This is a genomic window from Terriglobales bacterium (assembly GCA_035487355.1).
In the GTDB taxonomy this organism is placed as follows: domain Bacteria; phylum Acidobacteriota; class Terriglobia; order Terriglobales; family Acidobacteriaceae; genus QIAW01.
Genome location: DATHMF010000009.1, coordinates 1 through 19,886, shown reverse-complemented (window position 1 = coordinate 19,886; position 19,886 = coordinate 1). Strand labels below are relative to the sequence as shown.

At 56.2% G+C, this 19,886-nt stretch carries 7 protein-coding genes; 1 reads left to right on the top strand and 6 read right to left on the bottom strand.

Annotation, left to right across the window (positions count from 1 at the left end; genetic code table 11):
• Positions 1–285 precede the first annotated feature (285 nt).
• Positions 286–1,239 (top strand): hypothetical protein, encoded by a 954-nt coding sequence (locus VK738_01935; protein ID HTD21382.1) that lies wholly within the window; start codon positions 286–288, stop codon positions 1,237–1,239.
• Positions 1,240–2,452: 1,213 nt separating this feature from the next.
• Here VK738_01935 and VK738_01930 read toward each other — a convergent pair.
• From VK738_01930 to VK738_01905, 6 genes are all read right to left on the bottom strand, one after another.
• Positions 2,453–7,876, bottom strand: a complete 5,424-nt coding sequence (locus VK738_01930; GenBank protein HTD21381.1) for a malectin domain-containing carbohydrate-binding protein — start codon at positions 7,874–7,876, stop codon at positions 2,453–2,455.
• A 944-nt stretch (positions 7,877–8,820) separates the two neighbouring features.
• Complete coding sequence (locus VK738_01925) at positions 8,821–9,669, bottom strand: hypothetical protein (GenBank protein ID HTD21380.1); 849 nt, start codon at positions 9,667–9,669, stop codon at positions 8,821–8,823.
• Between the two features lie 380 nt (positions 9,670–10,049).
• Positions 10,050–11,135: a hypothetical protein gene (locus VK738_01920; protein HTD21379.1), complete on the bottom strand. Its 1,086-nt coding sequence runs from the start codon at positions 11,133–11,135 to the stop codon at positions 10,050–10,052.
• A 253-nt stretch (positions 11,136–11,388) separates the two neighbouring features.
• Complete coding sequence (locus VK738_01915) at positions 11,389–15,030, bottom strand: carboxypeptidase regulatory-like domain-containing protein (protein HTD21378.1); 3,642 nt, start codon at positions 15,028–15,030, stop codon at positions 11,389–11,391.
• A 906-nt stretch (positions 15,031–15,936) separates the two neighbouring features.
• A complete protein-coding gene (locus VK738_01910; GenBank protein ID HTD21377.1) occupies positions 15,937–18,468 on the bottom strand; it encodes a malectin domain-containing carbohydrate-binding protein in 2,532 nt (843 codons plus the stop codon).
• A 257-nt stretch (positions 18,469–18,725) separates the two neighbouring features.
• Positions 18,726–19,886, bottom strand: a 1,161-nt coding sequence (locus VK738_01905; protein HTD21376.1) for a malectin domain-containing carbohydrate-binding protein, incomplete at its 5' end; no start/stop codon positions are given.

Here is a 19,886-nt window from a genome sequence, read left to right as displayed (position 1 = left end):
TGACGTTTCGTCCAATAAAACAGGATAGCGATCTCGCTGCCGTGCTTGAAATTCCACACCAAACCTCTAACCGACTCATTCAAGACTGCTTATGCCATCTAGTTTGGGTTCAATTTGTTTTGCATTGAAAAACGCACTCATTTGTGAGGAAAGAAGTTGCACTCTGCCAGCAGAAGCGATATACGACTGAGCCTGGCTACAAAACTAATAGGCACTCGAATTAATAAGCACACGAAAAGCTGAGCAACGCTGGCTGAGCAATTTCTGAGGGAAGTCAATATGCGCATGATGATCAAACCAGACCGCTATCAACCAAGCGAAGTTGCGGACCCGCCCCATCATTGGCGCTATAAGCCTTCGAGTCTGTTAACAATCTTGAGATTTTATGGTGACAAATTCGTGCGGCTTGTCCGTGGGATAGATTACATTCGCACCCTGGTCGAGTATGGAGGCGGCTGCGGAGAAGCCGAAGATATGATTCCTCTTGAAGCCATTAACTTGGTGCTTCCTTCTTACCAGGAAATAGAACAATACTGTGATCAGTTAGGCCTGCATGATACCGGAGAACATGTTCGCAGAGTCATGAAAGAGCTGCGCTCTTCCCATAACGTTCGTACCTACAGTCAGTCCATCATCGAACTGCAAAGCCGTCTGGCGGAAGAACTCTCAGATCATGTTTTTCTGCGCATGGAAAGACCTCACTACTACGGAAAGAATCCGCGCTTTTCTCCGCTCGTGGCTGAAATATATCCAGAAATTGCCAATGACATCGTGGAAGCGGGGAATTGCCTGGCCGTGGGCCGGGGAACCGCCTGTGTCTTCCATCTCATGCGGATCATGGATTTCGGACTGCAGAAAATGGGTCCCAAACTGAAGACCCAGAAAATGCAAAACAAGAACTGGCAGCAGATATTGAGCCAGTTCAATGGAGCTGTCAGTCGAATGCCGGAGAGCACCTCTGCCTTAAAAAAGAAGAAAGAAGTCTATACCGAAATGGTCTCTCTGCTTGAGAGCGTGAAGACAGCCTGGGGCGATGCTGCAATGACACCTAAGCAGGTCTATACCGTAAAAGAAGCCGAGACATTGCTGGGTGCAGTAAATGAATTCATTGTTCATGCTGCTGCCATCCTGAATCCTAAATCTTTCAAAACGCCTGTTAGCAAGACTCGAAGCATATCAATAACGCCTTATCTGCAAAGCCTGCAAAGTCTGTCGTTGAAAGCCGCGGCGGTTCGTTAAAGCTGGATGCTTTGATCGCCCGAATTCCAACTATGCCTACGGTGTGCCGTGACCGAATACTGCCGGTCCGTGTTTCAATTTTGTGTTTGAGCCGCCAGGCGAAACCCTGAGCAAGAAACTGATGAGCTTTTGATGAGCGCCGTCCCGCGCGAATCAAAAGCCAGGGTGTAGCAGCCTTGTTTTGGCTGCCTTTGATATTAGATAAATGGTGAGCGGGGAAGGAATCGAACCTTCAACCTACTGATTAAGAGTCAGGTTTCCCGATTGGTTGCCCAGATACTAAGTGCAGTTCTAACACTAACTTGACAACTAAATGCCCGCATGGACGGATTCCAGCAAGCGTTGAAAAAGTTGGGAAAATCGAATGGAGTATGACTGCGAAGGACACAAAAAGGACACAATTCCCTATCTCTGGCGAGCGATCTGAGGCTGACTTCTGAGTTTTCAGATTCGTTGAAAGCACGATGACGGCCGTGCCCTCTTCCTGTACTCACTAAGTGCGGTGGCAGCAAGGGTTTTGGGCCTTACCTTCAGAGAAGACCATCTTATAGGGATATATATTAAGGATAGATAAGACAAAGCCGTCGCGTGGGCACGTTAGGCCCACTGCCGTGATAGAAACGCTTTCTGATGGTACTCACTAGCCCTGTTGAAGTACGTTAATGTAATCTTTCGTATATCTTATTGGACCCAGATTTTCCTGGGCCTTGACTCATTCTTAGTCTGAGGTATCGCCGTGAAAGGGCGATACCGTAACGGGCTTTACAACAAACTTAGTGGGCGCAGGTGGCTCAGTAAGTACGTCTAAGACCCAGCAAGAACACCTTATCGTTACATTATTGTTACGTAAAAACGGAGGACATCTCGAAGAGGGTTACCGTTTCGCCGCGCGAATGGGCTTGGGCCGCACGACGCCAGATGTTACTCGTCTCTTTCTTTCCAGAAAAGCCACACCATGTTCCCATTTATACCGCGGGGAGGTTGAAGGCAGGGTGCAGTTGCGGGACGCTTCACAATTCCGGATTCGCAGGGTTCTAGCAAACGATAAAGTGCAAAATGTCGATCGTTCAGAGAACTGCTTGGCATCAAGGAGTAGAGTTACATACTCAGAAGTGGCTTTGTCGCCGAACGAGCGCCCTCCGTGGTGGATGGAGTTGGAATGCGCTCGGCGGGCACGATGAAAAATCGCGCCCGCTGAGCGTTGCAGCGGCGGTTACTGGACCTCAATGCCGCTGATGAGGGCCTTGTCGGTGACGCTGGTGAATACGATCACGTATTGGCCGTTCGAGTTGGCGTTGGACATGAACGACTGGATGAGTGCGCGGTTCTGCCCACCCGCCGTCTTGAAGACATCGAAGTTGGGGAGTACCTGCGTCCCGTTGAGGCTCACGTTAAACACGCGCTGACCGACCGCTGTCCAGAACGTTTCGCAGAAGTGCAGCCGCACGGTGTGGCTCGATCCCGCGGTAAAGCCGGGAATCGTGTAGCTGAACGTCGTGCCCGCGCCGGGCGTCGCCGTCACACGCGCCGTCTGGTATACCGCCGCGGGCGCCGGGTTGGGCTGGCCATTCAAGTTGATGGCGTTGGCGTGATTGATCGTCGCGCCTCCGGTGAAATCCACGTCGGCGGAGAACGGCGCCACCGCCGGCCCGCCCGCGTTGATCTGCACGCCCGCGCAGGGCGACGTTGTCGCGCTGGCCGGACTCGACGCTGCCGAGGAACCGAATGCGTCTGCCGCCGTCACCGTGTACGTGTAGGCCGTGTTGCAGGCCAGCCCAGTATCACCGAACATCGTGCCGGTGAGGCCGCTCGCGGCCGCCGCCCCGTTGCGCGTAACACTGTAGGTGATCGTGCAGCCAGACGGAGCCGTGCTCGCCGTCCAGCCCAGGTTGATCGCGCTGCTCGATGCCGCCGTCGCGCTCAGCCCAGTAGGCGTGGTCGGCGCAGCACTGCAAGCACAGGCCTGGGTTGTGGCCGTGGCCTGGTTCGACGCCGCCGAGGAACCGAATGCGTCTGCCGCCACCACCAGGTAGTAGTAGGGGGTACTGCAGGTCAGCGCCGTGTCCGAATACGCCGTAGTGGTCAAGCCGCTGGCCACCTGGTTGGCACTCGAAGGCGTGAAGCCCGCTGTCGTACTGCGGTACACGTTGTAGGTGATGGTGCAGTTCGACGGAGCCGTGCTCGCCGTCCAGCCCAGGTTGATCGCGCTGGTCGAGATGGCCGTGGCGCTCAGCCCAGTAGGCGTAGTGGGCGCACCGCCGCATGCAGCCGGCTGCGTGGTGGCATTGGCCTGGTTCGACGCCGCCGACATGCCGCCGGAGGTCACCGCCACCACCAGGTAGTAGTAAGTGGTCGAAGCGCTCAACCCAGTATCGGAGAACGCCGTGGTGGTCAACCCGCTGGCCACCAGATTGGCCGACGACGGCGTGAAGCTGGGCGTGGTGCTGCGGTACACGTTGTAGGTCGGCGTGCAGGACGAGCTGCTCGCCGTCCAGGTCAGATTGATCTGGCTGCTGGAAACGGCCGTGGCCGCCAGATTCGTGGGCGTGCTCGGGGGCGTGCATGTAGTGCTGGTTTCGCCCGCCATCACTTCGATGCCGCTCACCAGCGCCTTGTCGGTGACCGTGGTGAACAGGATCACGTAATTGCCGTTGGCATCGGCGTTGGCCGTGAACTCCTTGATCACCGCTTTGTTGGCCGCGTTGCCGGCCGCCGCGAAGATGTCGAAGTTGGCCTGCACTTGCGTGCCGTTGATGCTTATGTTGAAGACGCGTGAGCCAACCGTGGTGTGGAATGTTTCGGCAAAGTGCAGGCGCACGAGCTGGCTTGATCCGGGAACGAAGCCCGGAATCGTGTAGCTGAACGTCGTGCCCGCGCCGACCGCCGCCGTGACCCGAGCCGTCTGATACACGGCCATGGGCGCCGGATTGGTCACCCCGCTCAGGTCAATCGTGTTGGCGTGGTTGATGGTCGCGCCGCCGGAGAAGTCCGCGTCGGCCACGAACGGAGCCACCGCCGGGCCGCCCGCGTTGATTTGCACCGGCGGAATCACCCGGATGATGGCCATCATCCCACTGTCCTCATGGGACAGAATGTGGCAGTGGTAGACGAAGTCCCCGATGTCCAGCCCGCGGAAGTCCATGCGCACGGTCACGTTCGGATACGGCCCTGTTCCCGTCCACGCCGGAATGTGCACCGTGTCCAGATACTGCATGTCATCGGTGGAGACGGCCACGCCGTCGCGCTGCAACAGCAGGAAGTGAATCTGGTGAATGTGGAAGTCGTGCACCTCGGTGGTGCGGTTCTCCACCGTCCAGTCTTCGACCGATCCTTGCGTGGTCACGATCGCCGGCGGATTGTTGGGATTGAAGACCGCGGGCGTGGCCCCGTTGACGGTGATGAAGAAGTCCGGACTCGACTCGGAGAAGTACAGCGAGCGCGTGGTGTTCGGCGTCGCCGCTGCCAATCCCGCGAAGCGCTGCGGTCCCGCCTTGCCGACTGCCGCCGAGTGCACCGGCGCCAGCGCCGTAGCGCTGAGCTGAATGTTGGCCAGCGTGCGCTGCGGAACGCTGGCTCCGGACGCTCCTGTATCCACGGCCAGTGTGATCAGCGAAGCGCTGCTGACCGAGGCCGTTGGTCCGGTCATGATGAACTCGGCGCGGCCGGCTGGCGAAAGCAAAATGTCCTGCTTGGTGATGGCTGTGCCCTGCCCGCCTCCGTCCTGCGAGCCGGTGGGCACGCCGTCCAGCGCCACTACCGTCAGCGGCTGCACCACGCCGTCATACACGAGCTGCAAGTCCATGGGCGTATCCGCCGACGCGTTCAGCACGCGCCAGAACTGCTGCTCGCCCGCTTTCATCTGGATGATCGCCGGCGTCTCCGACGGCGAATCAATGGCCACGTAGTTGAGTGACAGGTCCTTCGAGGGCGATCCCGCTCCGCCCGTCCCCGCCAGCGTGTTGTCGCGCACCACGAGAATGCGCGTGGGCAACCCGGCCACCGCTGGCACTAAGTTCTGAATCCCCTCGACCACGATCGCGCCCGTGGCTCCGCCCAGCACTCCCGTTTCCGAATTCATGTGCACGTGCGGGTGATACCAGTAGAGTCCGGGCGGCTCGTCGGTTGGAAACGTTACGTTGTAGGTGAAGCTCTGTCCCGAATTCACCAGCGTGTGGATCACTTCATCCTGATGGCACGCCGGGGACATGTTCGTCCCGTGGTAGTGAATATTCACCGACGAGGCGTTCATCAGCGACGACGGCCCGCAGGGACTGTTCACCGTCATCCCGCCGGTGGCCGGCGGCAATGCGTTGGTCAAATTGATCGTCAAATGATCGCCTGGATTCACATGCAGCGTCGGCGACTCCGCCCCAGTGGACGTGGTGAAGCAGTAGACCGTTCGCCCGGCCGCATCTGTATCCGTGTTGTACGCCAAGTTCACCGTCAGCGTCCCGCCCGAGCTGAATAGATCGACTGGCGGATTCACCACGCTCCCCGGCGCAAATCGCGGACACACATTCCCCGGCGGCAGAGTTGTCGCGGAAGCCTGGTTCGACGCGGCCGAGGTGCCGCCGGTGTCGACTGCTTCAACCAAGTAGAAATACGTAGTTGAAGCCGTCAGTCCCGAGTCGACGAAGGAGGCCGTCGTCACCCCGCTGGCGACCTGATTGCTGGTGGAAGGCGTGAAGCCGCTGGTCGTGCTGCGGAACACGTCGTACGTCACCCCACCCGTACACGTCGTCGTGACCGCCCCCCAACTTAAACTAATCGCGTTACTTGAAGTCGCCGTGGCAGCAAGCCCACTCGGCGCCGTCGGCGGCATGCAGCCTGAAGGAGTTGTCGCAGAGGCCTGGTTGGATGCTGGAGAGCTTCCAGCGGAATTGACTCCTTCGACAACGTAAAAGTATGTTGTGCTGGGCTGAGCCGTGGTGTCGCTGAAAGTGGTTCCGTTTACTCCGCTGGAAATCTGGTTGCTGCTGGAAGGCGTGAAGCCGCTGGTCGTGCTGCGGAAGATGTTGTAAACAACGCCTCCCGTGCAGGTCGTAGTGCTGGCCGTCCAGCTCAGGTTCACCTGATTGCTTGAAACAGCTGACGCCGCCAGACCGCTCGGCGCCGTCGGCACCGTAGTGCAAGTGTTTACCGAGCCATAGGCGATGATCGTGTTGCCGGCCGGCACATAAACCTTGCCGTTCGCGATGGCAAGGTATTGAAATGCCCCGCCCGCTCCCGTGGCATCACCGGAGGACATATTGCTGTTCCAATAATCGGGAGCGGAAACATCCGCCGGATTCATGGCGTGCAGCTCGCTGCCTCCAAAAGCCCACAGAATGGCGCTCCCGCCGGTAGGCGTCGAGGAGATGGCCAGCGTGCCGCCGCCGGTAAACGAGGATTGCTTGCACGGCCCGCTGCCGGTGTTTCCTCCGGCATAGCAGAACTGCTGGAGGGCACTTCCGCTAGCCCAAATGTAGGCATACTGCGCGGAACCGGAATTCCAAGCGATCGGGGAATGGCCAATGGTCGAATTCGTGCTGTAGGTGTTGATGGCGGCGTTGCCAAGATGCGCTGAATCCACCAGATACAGGGAGCCATACTTGCTCGGTCCCTGGAAGATCTTGCCTCCGGTCCCCGGCATGATCACCATGCCACCGCCGTTCAGATCCTGGTCACTGTTGCTATGGGTTTGCGCATTTGGCGGCAGGAAGGAGGAGGTCACGGTGCCAAGCGCGGATGGGCTTATCTGCACGATGCTCATCGACCAGTCCCCGTTACCAATCGAGCCGTTGCCGGTTTCGACAAAGATGTTCGTCCCATCATAGGCGGTGCCGTCGCCGCCCCCCCAAAGCCCGCCCTGGTTTCCGGCGTTGGCGCAGGTGTCGCACCATACGCCGTTCTGGCTGAAGCCAGAGCCGTTCGTGTATTTGTAGCCGATCAGCCAGCCGTGATAGGTGCCTGAGTCCGTCATGTGGCAGAACGCTACATAAATGGTGCCGTTTATGTCCAAGAGCGCCGCGCGGGCATTCTCCTGGCCCGAATTGAAGCCGACTCCGTTGGACGTGGCCGAGATGGTGATTGGGCTTCCGGGGAGTTCGGCTCCGGCAATAACATCAATCGCATGCAAGCTGTTCGTATTGGTGGCGCTATCCTTGGTCACCACGAAGAGCGCCCCATGCGGGCCCAAATTGGGGTCCAACACGGGCGTCGCCGTATTGAAAGGGGCGTTGGTTCCCAGACCCAATCGCCAGAGTTGCCTTCCTGTGTCCGCGTCGAATGCATAGGCGCTTGTTCCGCCCGCGTTATGGTTCGGCGAGGTGGCAACCAAAAGGATGTTGGTTGGAAAGCCAGACACGTTCACTCCGCCGAGAATCAGCGCCTGTCCCATCACGGGGTCGTCGAGCGTCGTCGTAGTAAAGAGCTTGTGGATGGTGGAGGTCGGCGTAAGCTGTATCTCATTGCTGTAGACTGCATCGCGCTCGGTATCGGCGTTTTGGGTCAGGACACTAACCTGCCCAAGCGCTGGAAGGCCCAGGAGTCCCAGCAGGACAACGAGAATGAATGGAAGTGCCGCCAATTGGCCAGCTTGTTTTATTGCCTTGCCCGCGGGAATTTGCTGAAGGGTAAGAGTCATTCGCTGTAACATGGGTTCTCCTAGGAATTTACCTCTGCCGACGTTTTCACGGTCTTCATGGTCTTTCTCTGCGCTTACCCGACCCCCTGGAAGAGCATTTCCGCCCCGATGCATCCTTGAAAGTTTAAGCAGTGCCAAACTCACAAAAGCACACACTTCCGCCAGTGTCGTCTTAAATTGTCTAGCTGTCTGTTAGGGCCTCGATATTCTCCGTCTAGGACCCAGTTGAGTCAAGTTTCATAGGGTTAATCTAACAATTTGAAAAGTTAACCTAACAGGCTGGTACCTGAAAACAGTTCATGGTTTTACCCCCTGGATACCTCTGACTTGGTTCGGTACTGAATGCTTCAGCAGGGATCTCCGCTCAATGGAGATACCGGCCCTTCAATATGCTTGCAGAATCTTCAGGCGCCACGTATGGCTGCAGGAACTTGAGGCACCAGCCTTCATTCCAAAGGGCATCGTATTCATTGCGGTAGTGGTCGTAGGTCCAGCCGTTGGCTGGAACTCGCCCTCCATGCTTGGCTGCTAGACCGCGTTTTTTTGGGTCATCCCACGAGATTGCTATCTCGGGCACACGTCTGCAAGATGGGGTTCGGATATCGCTCGCAAAGTTTTGGATGATGAGCCGGGCAAAAACAAAGGAGTAGGGCTCCGGGATATTCTTGCGAAGTTGTCATCAGTTATGATCAACCGGTTGCAGCCGGCTCGAAGCGCATCGTTGTTTTCGATTGAATTAAACGTGTGGCCAGTCGGGTTCTACGCGATGCCCACGATGTCGTCGAGTTTTTTAGTAATCCAATTTCTAACTGCTCAATCGGCTCAAATTTTAGTATAGCCGAAGGTTACGGTGTGCTGCCGGGGCGCAGCCCAGACAACCGTGCACGTTGTTGCAAAGAAGAAAATGCTTCGGAAGAGGGCTCTCATCGGTGCGAATATTTTAATTGGTCGCTGCCTCACCCACACAATTCATGATAATCCTGCCAATCCGCGTGGAACGATCCGCGTTCGATATCGCCATTTTTGAATTTCAGCTCATAACTTCCTGAAACCGAGTTTTCATCATAACTCGTGAAGGTAATCGTAGCGCTAGTGGCAGTCTCGCACTTTTCAAGGCTGAGACAGCGCGTTGCTATACCTACTCCTCCGGTGCGCAAGGGAATGGGTTTGTCGGTGGGCGGCGGCAATCCGCGCCATACCGATATGTTGAGGGAAGGCGCAGGAACCTCGTGTTCCCTGGCTTCCGATTGGGTCAGGTGAATTCCAATCGCTGGCCCATCCCAGGGCGCGCACTCGTGGCGGATAACTGCATAAGGATATTCTGCCTTGGCCGCCGGCGCAGCGTTGACGCAGCGATTTTCACGGCACTTCGCTTGAAAAGAAATCGGCGAGCATGCCGGACGCTGGTTCCAGGAATCGGCGCATGCCTCGCGAACCTCATCTTGCAGCTTTAATAGTTGTGGTTCCTGTGCCTTGATGACTCCCGGCTTGGCCATGGCTACGGGAGGGGCACAAGCGTCAACGCTAAGGTAATATCCGTCGCACTCAGCATCCTGGACGCAATGGTTTGGTTGCGCGTTGAGAAATATTTCTAACGCAGCCTGCTTGGCGCTGCAGCTATCGCTTGCCCAGGCCGGCGGAAGCATGACGGCCAGAACAATGAAAGCGGCCAGTCCTCGACAAGCAAATGTCTTCCAGGCAGGTCCATGCAAAATCAAAGTAGCCATATTCCTTAGAACGGCGCACGCTTGCGAACTTGCCTGCTGTTTGTAAGCAGGGTAAGCGCCCGAATTTGCATTTTTCATTTTGGTCCTCCTAATCTGATCAACGGCGCGATTCAGTGCCTGGCAATTATTCAATGGTACCAAGGAGATAGCCTTTGACGCCCCAGATTATGTTCTCAGTCGGTTACGTTTAGGGCAGGAACTGACCATCCGGACAGAGAATGACGCCGCTCCTGTGAAGGGGCGCGTCACTGGCATCTCCCCTGTCATTGCCAAAAAGTGATCTGTCCCCATTTGGCATGAGCGCAGGGTCACGATTGACTCGGATTGCACATCGGAGCCACCGCGGCCAGTCGTTTCGGCTGATAAGTTGCCTTGAGCACGGACCTAGGTGTTTGGTTTTGGTCTCACCGGGTGATCTCCGTGGTCGCCGCGGAATAGCTAGATCCTCATCCGCGGTATTAGTGCCCGATGAGGAGAGTATAGAGTGGGCCGCCACCAGGAACTGTAATGATCTGCGACGGCTTGGTCGCACCCGGCGGATAGACAGTCACCCGGCCATCTATATTGCCGGCATACAAGCAACCGCCTGCGTCGAGAGCGATCAAACCCGAGTGGTTTAAACCAGTCGTGATCGTGCGGACCAGCGTCAGGTTCCTGTCTACTTCATACTGGTAGGCCGCATTGTTGTCGTTCGTGGCGGCATAAAGATCGTCATCCCTAACCGCGACACCGGGAGCAGACTGCGCGGAGGGTCCCGTGAATACCACAGCGCTAGCACGCGGCGAAGGTTGATCCGGGGCGAACACATTGATAAAATCTCCGCCTCCCATCTCAGGTCCGGTGGCGGCTCCGCTGGCATATACCGTGCCATCGGACCCAACAACAAAGGGTCCGCCGAGAATTTGCCCGCCAAAGGGCGGCAACGTGTCTGGTGGCTTCAGAGTGAGAGTCAAGGGAGTAGCGGCCGGCGAGCCGGAAGAGAACTGCAGGATTTCTCCCAATCCTGATTCCGCTACATAGAGACTTGTACCGCTGACCGCCAACCGGTCAGGGCTTGTAATGCCCTTGTCAAAGACCAGAAACGGAGTGACTTGACCGGGGTGATAGACCGAAACTGTGTTGCGGTAATATGAGCTCACGAACACGTTTCCCTGGGCGTCAACGGCCACGCCCGAAGCAGAGAACGCACCCACTGTCCTCGTGAACGTCGGCGAAGTATGCCCGCGCTCATATTCAGTGACAGAGCTGTCTGCGTAACTCGGCCCAGTACCGAAATTGCTGACGTAGCGCTTTCCCGCTGCATCTGTCGCAATCTGTGTGACGCTGGCAAGGCCGCCGGTAATGATCAGGCGCGGACTGGTCTCTCCAAGGGAGTAGACAAAGACCTTGTTGCTCGTGGCCACGTAGAGTGTCTGGCTGCTTTGCCCGGCACCGCTACATGCGGGGTTGTTCGGGGCGGCATGCGTGGGCTTAGCCGCCAGTAAAATGAGGACTCCTGCGAGCAACGCGCTGGCCCGTAGTAAAATGCGCCTTACTGATGTCATTGGCGTCTCCTTATTCTTCTTAATTCTCTTGTTGCAAAAGATGGTGCTTCATTACATTTTCATGCATAGACAAGCTCTGGGTTTGGCGCGAGGGGGCCACGACTGCCCCGTACGAGCATCAGCGAATCAGTCACCAGGGCCTCCCAAGGCTGCTCGGAGGATCGCTTCCTCAAGAGGCCAACATATGAAACAGTTAACCTGGAACTCTGTTGCGAGAACCTGTAGTTCTCGCAACAGAGTCCTCCCCCACAGTTCAGAAGTTGAACTTCAAAGCGAACTGGAGCTGGCGTGGAGGTGCAGATGAGGTGATGATGCCGAGACCTCCTGAGGCACTCGTGCCTGGATTGCCCCAATTGGAGTGATTGAAGACGTTAAAGAGATCTAACTGAAACATCAGATTCATGCCTTCGTGGGGCAGGTTAAACTTCTTGCGCGCGGAAACATCCCAGTTGAAGTATCCCGGACCGATGATGTTTCCTGTCGGGGCATCGCCGATCTGAGTGGCGAGGGTTGGATCCAACGCGCCCGATGTCAGGAAAGCAGGTGTGTTATTGATCGTCAGTTTGGTGATAGGGTCCTTGACAACCCCCGGATTGAACCAGCACTTGGTCACCGACGGGCAGGTATATCCGGAATATAACGGTGCACCCGGGAAGAAATCTGCGCGGCGAGTGAAGGGCAAGTTTCCAACATTTAGATTGCCGGCCGTTACGGTCAAGGGTGCGCCGGTCTGGAAGCGGGTAATGCCGCCTAACTCCCAACCTCCAAGAGCAACCCCGAGAGGACCTTGCTGGGCCCGGAAGAACGGGAATGCGTAGTTGTAGGTAAATACCAGGACGTGCTGCCGGTCAAAGGTCAGCGGCCCGTAGTCGAATTGCCGCCAGGTTATAGCCTGTCCGTTGGGCAGAATGCAGGAGAAAGCGCATTCCGGTTCAGGGTTGTCATTGATGCCGCTGGTATCGCCCAGCGCTCTCGACCAGGTGTAGCTGACGCTGGCCAGGAGGTTGCCTTTCCGCTTGGTGGCAAAAAACTGCAGGCCGTTGTAGTTCGAGTTGCTGTCGCTGCGGAATTGGGTGATATCCGTATAGCCCACGAAGGGACGTAACTGATTGGTCTGCATGGTTGGATTGGCATCGGTCAGAGTCAATGATGGTACATTGATATTGGGCTGGCGAACCTCATGCCGTCCCTGGTTGCCGACGTAGCTCACCTCTCCCAGCACTCCATACGGAAGCTCATGCTGTATACCAAAGCTGTACTGCATGGAATAGGCGTTCTTGAAGTTCGGGTCGACCGCACTCATGCCGAAAATGGTCGGAGCCGACCCAGCGCCGCCGGTAATGTTCGACAGATTGCTATTGTTGTATTGCACCGACGACAGAAAGGGCACTACCCCGGTTTGCCCGAAGATAATGTTGCCCTCGGGCTTATCGTAGAAGATACCGAAACCCCCGCGAATCACCGTCTTGTCATCGTTAAACGGCGAGAAGGAAAAACCAAAACGGGGCGCAAAGAGGTTTTTTGGAGCATAGAGTCCGCGGGAACCTCCACTAGTAGTAGCCAATACGATAGGGCTGTTTCCGCCAGGCACACGAACCAATTGGTCTGCAGGCACACTCCCCGGGCGCACTAACCCGTTGAGCAAAATTGGACCTGTTGGCGTGTTGAAGAGACCAGGACTGCCGGCACCAGGGATGTTGGCATTTTTGCCCGTCACGGTCACGCCAGGAACATAGAGGGCAGGGTCAAAGTTGGCGACGTTATTGCCTTGAACGTAAGTCGCCCCTATGTACTGATAACGAAGACCTATTTCCAGGCTCAATTTCCGGGCAACCTTCCAACTGTCGTTGACATAGCCCTCGGTGTTGTCGTAGCGGAAATGGCCGACCGGGTCAGCTGACGGCTGTGAGAAACTCTGGAAGTTTCCCATGAGCGCATCGGCGACAGGATCACCCGTAGAAGTGACGCCAGTTGTGGCTGCACTGGTCGCGAAAACTATTCTGCCGTCATAAGAGTCCGTGCGCGAATTCTGGTCCTTACGATTGCGGGCAAACATCATCCCGAACTTCAGAGTGTGGCTTCCCAGCGTCCAAGTCAGGTTATCGGTAGGGCTGATATCAACGGTAGGAGCGAGCAACGAGAAGAATGGACCCGGGATCCCGGCAGGTCCTGACGTGGCTGCGGCGCCTCCGAGCCCGTTAAAGGTTATGTGAGGAATTCCATTGGGGAAGGTTCCCACGAACCCGAGCGGCGGGGTGAACTGGAACCCATAAGTTGACCGCTCCCACAGGGTTCCCGAAGGCGGAATGCGCTGTTTATTCCAGGAAACGTTGAACTTCGCCTCGTTGATGAGATGCGGATTGATGGTCCATACGTCTGAAGCCTGGATGGAATATCCGGGACGTATGCGGTTGGTGGGAGTGGTAGGCAGGCTGTTGCCAGGCACAAACGTTCCAAACGCATCAATCAGGTTAAGGTCGTCGTGAATGTAGCGGCCAAAGATGGCGTGGGCGCTGTTCAGCTGATAGTCAACACGAGCGATATCTTCCCGCCAGTTTTGCGGATTGTTGGGCTGAAAAATCGCGTTTGAAGCCTGGTCCGTATTACTGAATGTGGAAGCCACCGTCGCCATCTTTGTAAAGACCGCGGCAATGGCAGCCCCGTCGGGCGTGATGCATTGCGGCGACAGCACATTGGCGGTGATGGTGCAGCCTGGCGGGAGACTTCCTGCAGCTGTCGGCGCCTTGAGGGTCACTCCTGCACCCGTGAAGTTGCCCGCCAGTTCGGCCGTAGTTGGCAGCGTGAGGTTTTGCGTCTGTGCCAGCTGACGAATCCGCTTCCACTCTTGCCCAACAAAGAAGAACAGCTTCTTGTGAACGATGGGCCCGCCAAAGTTCCATCCGAAGTCGTTGTAGTGCAGAATGCTCTCCAGGCTCTTGGTGGTCGCGCCCGCAGGTATGTTGACTTTGTTGATCGAAGGAATGGCGTCAAACTGGTTGTTCCGCAAATACTCGAACAAGCCCCCGTGGAACCGGTCGCCTCCGCTGCGGGTCACCACGTTAACCGAGGCGCCGTCATTACGACCGTACTCGGCGGAAAAGTTGGAGGTTTTAATAGAAACCTCTTCAATAAAATCTATGCCCACATTGTTGAGCTGGGTGGCATTGGAGCCCGAATCCATGTTGAAGCCGCCATCCACAGTAAAGTTGTTTCCGTCGGCGCGGCGGCCGTTGAGGCTGGAGGCGGTGGTCGACATTCCGGTGGTCAGCGCAGTTTGGTCAAAGGCAGTAAGGGCGGCGCCCGGGACAAGCGAGACCAACTGGACGTAGTTGCGCTCATTCAAGGCGAGCGTCCGCACCTGTAACGAATCCACCGTCCTCGCGAGCTCACCGGAGACCGTATTGACGGTCTCACCTGTTGCGGTCACCTCTACGACATCGGTAGTGGCGCCGACCTGCAGCTTTATGTCAACGGTCAGGCGCGTGCCTGCAGTTAAATCATTGCCCGTTTTCTTGAAGGCCTTAAATCCGTGTTCCGCAGTCGCACCTACTGTATAGAGCCCCACGGGCAGATCATCGGCGACATAGAAGCCGTTGGCATCGGTCTTAAGGATCCGTGAGAGCTTGGTTTGCTCGTTGGTAATCGTGATGTTCGCATCGGGAATAACGGCACCCTGTGTATCCGTCACCGTCCCGGAGATACGTCCGAAGACGTCTTGGGCAGCGGCAGGCTGTACAAATGCGGCCAAGCATAAGGCCGTTACTATAACCGCGAAAGCCGCCAGCGCAAACCAGCGGAATTGTTTCCCCGTTTGTAAAAAGACTGGGCTCTGCAAATACCCGCGATTGGCCATGCCCGCGTGTAGCCCTTGTTTCGACTGTCGTTTGATTTTCATAAGCTGTTCTCTCCTCCAGAAGTTTTCCCAAGTTTTTACTGTCTCTACTATGTTTTGTTTTGTATTTAACTAATTCGGGCTCAAGTAGTCACTCGTACAGGTTTTTGCACAGAGCGGCTTGCTGAATCTAGAATTGGCCAGATTGCGCTATTGTCTTGCTCCCCAAAGATAGCCTCTTCCTGGTAGTGGTGTGCGTGCTCGGCGAACCTGAGGCTCTGCTGATCATTCACCAGCAGAGCCTGTAAGGAACACCTCCGATTACGGCCCGCACTTTTGTCGCGTGCAGTCTCTCCCGCCACACGAGGCATAGTCAAGTTTCATGGGGTTAAATTGTCTTTGTTTAACGGGTTAACTTAACGACCCTCTCTTAGGCTTAACAATCTATTTCGGCGCGCTCTTGAACCCAAAGCCGGAAGAAGTTGGTTCAGTGTCAGGGGCATTAAGGTCGCGAATCGCAACAAAAATCTACGCTGGAAGGATCAAACTCTCGTGCGTGAAATGATGTGGATTACTTGTTGTTGTTCCAAGTGCTGGCCATGTGTCGACGCGGACTACAGATCTTAAAAATCCGGACCCTAGGGAAGAATCCGCAGGAGAGCGACTTCTTCCCTTGGAGGGCGCGGAGGGAATCCTTGCCTTTTGCTGCGTTAGTTTACGCCTTACAGCACAGCCGAAGCGTAAGAGTTAATCTCACAACTCAGCGAGATTTCATCGAATCCGGGTTTTTGCCAAATCATTCTACTCCACCTCCTTTAGTCCCATTGGGAATGGGATGGGCTCTGATACAGTTCTGACATTTCCATCCTCCATGTGGTTTCTCATCCAAGCCACATGGAGGATGATTTCCTGAACGGTCAAACCTGTTCAACTCGCACAGGTCGAACCAGTGGGTACCCAACACCTGAACTACTGAACCTCGATTCCGCTCAGCAGGGATTTATCTGTGACCGCGGTGAACTGAATCACGTACTGCCCGGCCGCATTGGCATTGACCGTGAACTGCTGGATCGTTGCCTTATTCATGGCGCCCGCCGCTGCAAAGATGTCGAAGTTGGTAAGCACCTGCGTTCCGTTAATGGAAACATTGAACCTGCGCTTGCCCGCTGCCGTCCAGAAGGTCTCGGCAAAGTGCAGGCGCACGGTATGACTCGATCCGGCGGTACCCCCCGGAATCGTGTACGTAAAGTTCCCAATCCGCGCCGTCTGATACACCTGCATGGGCGCCGGATTGGTTACCCCGGTCAGATTGATCGTGTTGGCGTGATTGATGGTCGTGCCGCCAACGAAGTCCATATCGGCCGCGAACGGGCTTACCGCCGGTCCTCCGGCATTGATGGCAATCACGGGTCCACTCGCTGGAGTAGCCGAAACCTCGTTAGAGTTAGGGCTTTCGCCAGCCGCGTTCTGTGCCGAGACTACATAAAAGTACTTCGTGCCGTTGGTCACGGTCGTATCGGTAAAGCTGGTGGCAGTCAACCCTGATGCTACAACCGCATAGTTGGCGCCGCTGGTCAAGGTGCGTTTTACGTTGTAGGTGCTGGCGCCTGCCGAGGCCGACCAGGAGAGACTTACCTGATTGTTGCCCGCAGTTGGCGTTGCCAGCGTCGGCGCCGTGGGCGGTGTTACCCCACCCGTTGGCGTAGCGGAGACCTCGTTCGAGTTAGCGCTCTCGCCGGCCGCGTTCTGTGCCGAGACCACATAAAAGTACTTCGTGCCATTGGTCACGGTCGTATCGGTGAAGCTGGTTGCAGTCACGCCCGATGCTACAAGCGCATAGTTCATGCCGCTGGTCAAGGTGCGTTTTACGTTGTAGCTGCTGGCGCCCGTCGAGGCCGACCAGGAGAGACTTACCTGGTTGTTACCCGCACTTGGCGTTGCCAGCGCCGGCGCTGGTGGCGGGTTGCCGCCGCTGGAAGGCAAGCCAAAGGCCAATAGCCGGCCGCCTGTAGCTCCAAACCCATCTGTGATGTAAAGCATGCCATTGACTACAACTGGGCTGGACCAGTGACGTCCGTTTGTCGTTGCAGACCACAACTGCGCTCCTGTCGTGAGGTTCAGGGCGAAAACCTGTCCAGCCTCGTTGGCACCGAAGACCACGCCATTGGCTACAACGGGAGAAGTGACCCAGCCATTGGTGAGATGCCATTTCGGTATCAGGGTCGGTTGATTTGCCGCGTTCAGCGTATATACGAGACCGGCGATGCCATGTGTACTTGGGGCAATGACCCAATGGGTGCCGTCTGGAGCGGTGTACAACGCAATCTGGGAGAACGCCTCGCCTCCCTGGGGCAGCGGGGTATCCGAGAGATCGCCTCCGGTGAAACCAGGACCATTGTGGCCGTTCAAATTATTCGCATTGAGCAACCGCATCTGGGCGTCTTTTCCACACATTAACACCACATGGGCGACAGTGCTGCCCGGCAAGTCAGGCATTATAGTCGGATTGTTGCTGCCGTAGTCAATATCGCCGGCGATTTCACTCGCAAAATTTGTAGGGGTATTGCTGTCGACCGGATTACCGTTATTGGTGGTGCCGTCCGGGTTGATTGCCAGCAGCGTCTGCGACCAGCGGTGTGTAGATGGACTGAAAGCGCCAAATTCAGCGGTGGCGACATAAATCAGGTTCGTGGCGGGATCATAAACTTCTCCGGCGCGTGACCACACTCCTGAACCCCCGTTAGCGCAACCTGTGATGCCGGGCGTCCCGACGTGCCCATCGACGTTGCTGCATGCCGCGTTGAACACATGTTGTGTGCCGGTAGCCAGGTCGATAGCCGTAATGCTTCCGTGGGGACAGGCGCCAAAACCCGAACTCGAACCGTAAAGCCTGGTAACACCACTCGCGTCGGTTGCAATTCCCAGTGCTGACGGAATCTTGGTTCCGCTGCATGAGGTTACCATCGCCGGAAAACCGCCACCCTTGACTTCGACGCCATCCGCCACGTTAAATTTATGAGCGAAACCATCTGCTCCTGGAAAATAGACAAACTGTCGATTTGGATCGATGGCCGGACTGGAATTATTGAAACCTCCCGCCGCTTTTGCCGTCCATACTACCGCCCCCGTCTTCGCATCAAGCGCATAGAAATCTCCTAGCTTGCTATTAACAAAGACCAGATCTCTAACGCCGCTGGATGTCGAAACGCCCGTGAGAGCGACAACGGATGCATCGGTGCCCGCTGCCAGGTTAAACGTGAAGACATTTTTAAGGCCACTCACGTTGCTTGCATTAATTATGGTCTCACTATTGTTGGCGCCCGAATGCGTTGGGTCGCCGCCGAATTGCTGCCAATCGGTAATGGTGGGACCGGATTGGGCCCTTACAACCTTGGGTGGATTCAAGTACCCACGAAGAGAAAGCATGACAAAGAACGTCAAGGCCAAAAAAAGGCTCATCAATACCGGACGAAACGCACGTTTTAGTTGGAAGGCATTCATTTTCAGCTCCTTTTAGCGAACAACGGCTCTCACAATTTTGGACAGACTCGGCGGACTGCGACCTGACCCCAAGGTCGACCCGAGTAGGGTATGCGAGACTTACTTTCAGCCTCTGCCCTATTCCGCCACACGCTTTCCTGTAGCTCTGTTACTTAGGCTTGGTACTAGTTCAACGGCGAGTTTGGCATCCAGGTGATTTCCATGACCAACATCACGGACTCACAGCTTTCACTGTGAGTCCGTGCACCCGAAAACAATTATTGGATCTCGATTCCGCTCACCAGTGACTTATCTATGACCGCGGTGAACTGAATCACGTATTGCCCGGCCGCATTGGCATTGACCGTGAACTGCTGGATCGTTGCCTTATTCATGGCTCCCGCTGTTGCAAAGATGTCGAAGTTGGTAAGCACCTGCGTCCCATTAATCGACACATTGAACCTGCGTTTGCCCGCTGCCGTCCAGAAGGTCTCGGCAAAGTGCAGCCGCACGGTATGACTCGATCCCGCGGTACTCCCCGGAATCGTGTAGGTAAAGTTCCCTATCCGCGCCGTCTGATACACCTGCATAGGCGCCGGATTGGTTACCCCGGTCAGATTGATCGTGTTGGCGTGATTGATCGTAGTGCCGCCCGCGAAGTCCATATCGGCAACGAACGGACTTATCGCTGGCCCACCGCAATTAATCGCGATGCTAAAGGCAGTAGGAGTCAGTTTCACTTCGTTGGAGTTGGGACTTTCACCAACTGCGTTCAGCGCAGAAACCACATAAAAGTATGTCGTCCCATTTGTCACCGTAGTATCGACAAAGTTCGTGACGGTGCCCGAATTAACCAGCGAGTAAGGACCACCCGTTACCAGGCTCCGCTTTACGTCATAACTCGTGGCGCCTGACGAAGTTGTCCATGAGAGGTTCACTTGCGCATTGCCGGCGGTTCCTGTCAGACTTGGCGCCGCCGGTGCGCCGGCGACGGTTAGAGTGACAGTTGTTGAATGCGACAAACTTCCACTTGTACCGGTGATGGTGAGCGTAGTCGTCCCGGCTGGCGTCGCGGTCGAAGTCGTAACCGTTAGCGTGGAGGAATTTGTGCCACTCACCGAGGCAGGAGTGAAGAAATCGCTTGCCCCACTGGGCAAGCCGCTTAACCCCAAGTTTACGGTGCCGGTGAAGCCATTCGATCCGGTAACATTCACCGTATAGGTGGTCATGCTCCCCGCATTTATGGTTTGCGAAGACGGCGTTGCCGAGATGGAGAAATCGGGCGGGGGCGGTACTTGGCTTCCCTGAGCCGCACCACGGTCGGGCGCGCCGCTCGGCAAGGCTGTTCCAAAGAAATCGCGGCCACCATTATTGGCGATTACCGCGCCAGAACCCGCAGCGGGCGATCCCGCTTTAAGGTGATAACCATCCACCGTATT

Coding starts and splice junctions, on each gene's coding strand:
- VK738_01935 (HTD21382.1), top strand. CDS start 286: ATGATGATCAAACCAGACCGCTATCAACCAAGCGAAGTTGCGGACCCG.
- VK738_01930 (HTD21381.1), bottom strand. CDS start 7,876: ATGTTACAGCGAATGACTCTTACCCTTCAGCAAATTCCCGCGGGCAAG.
- VK738_01925 (HTD21380.1), bottom strand. CDS start 9,669: ATGAAAAATGCAAATTCGGGCGCTTACCCTGCTTACAAACAGCAGGCA.
- VK738_01920 (HTD21379.1), bottom strand. CDS start 11,135: ATGACATCAGTAAGGCGCATTTTACTACGGGCCAGCGCGTTGCTCGCA.
- VK738_01915 (HTD21378.1), bottom strand. CDS start 15,030: ATGAAAATCAAACGACAGTCGAAACAAGGGCTACACGCGGGCATGGCC.
- VK738_01910 (HTD21377.1), bottom strand. CDS start 18,468: ATGAATGCCTTCCAACTAAAACGTGCGTTTCGTCCGGTATTGATGAGC.